Source organism: Mesorhizobium sp. M1406 (assembly GCF_040317555.1).
Classification (GTDB): domain Bacteria; phylum Pseudomonadota; class Alphaproteobacteria; order Rhizobiales; family Rhizobiaceae; genus Mesorhizobium.
This window is the reverse complement of the sequence record NZ_JAMYKW010000188.1, coordinates 1-653: the sequence shown is the minus strand read 5'-3', so window position 1 is coordinate 653 and position 653 is coordinate 1. Positions and strand designations below refer to the sequence as shown.

Genomic DNA, 653 nt, shown 5'->3' with positions numbered 1-653 from the left:
CCCCCCGCCATCTCGCCTACATCATCTACACCTCGGGCTCCACCGGGACGCCCAAGGGCGTCATGGTCGAGCATCGCGGAGTGGTGCGTCTTGTGGCGGGGAACGATTTCGCAGAGATCTCCCCGCGGGACGTCTTTCTCAACGCATCCTCGCCCACATTCGACGCGACCACGTTCGAGGTCTGGGGGGCCTTGGCGAACGGCGCCAGCATTGTGCTCTATCCTGAACGTCACCTTTCGACCGCAACGCTGGCCCAGACCATCCAAGACCAAGGCGTCACTATCGCCTGGATGACTGCCCGATTGTTCGACGTCTATGTGGGGGAGGAGCGGAGTACTGATCGGCTACAGCAACTGCTGGTCGGGGGCGAAGAGGTCTCCGCGGCTTCCATAAGAGCATGCCAGAAGCGACATCCGACGCTGCGGGTCTCAAATGGCTATGGCCCGACAGAGAATACCACCTTCAGTCTCTGCTATTCGGTACCTGCTGTTTTCGATAGCCGGCAACGGGTGCCGCTGGGACGACCAATTCGCAATACGGTTGTCTATCTTCTGGACGCTCATGGTCAGCCGGTGCCGTTGGGGGCGGTGGGCGAGCTCTATATCGGCGGGGCCGGGGTTGCGCGCGGCTACCTCAACCGGCCCGAGCTGACG

General features: G+C 62.2%; 1 protein-coding gene. It reads left to right on the top strand.

The window, feature by feature from the left end:
- Positions 1-653, top strand: a 653-nt coding sequence (locus NKH03_RS34875; protein ID WP_352973383.1) for an AMP-binding protein, incomplete at both ends; no start/stop codon positions are given.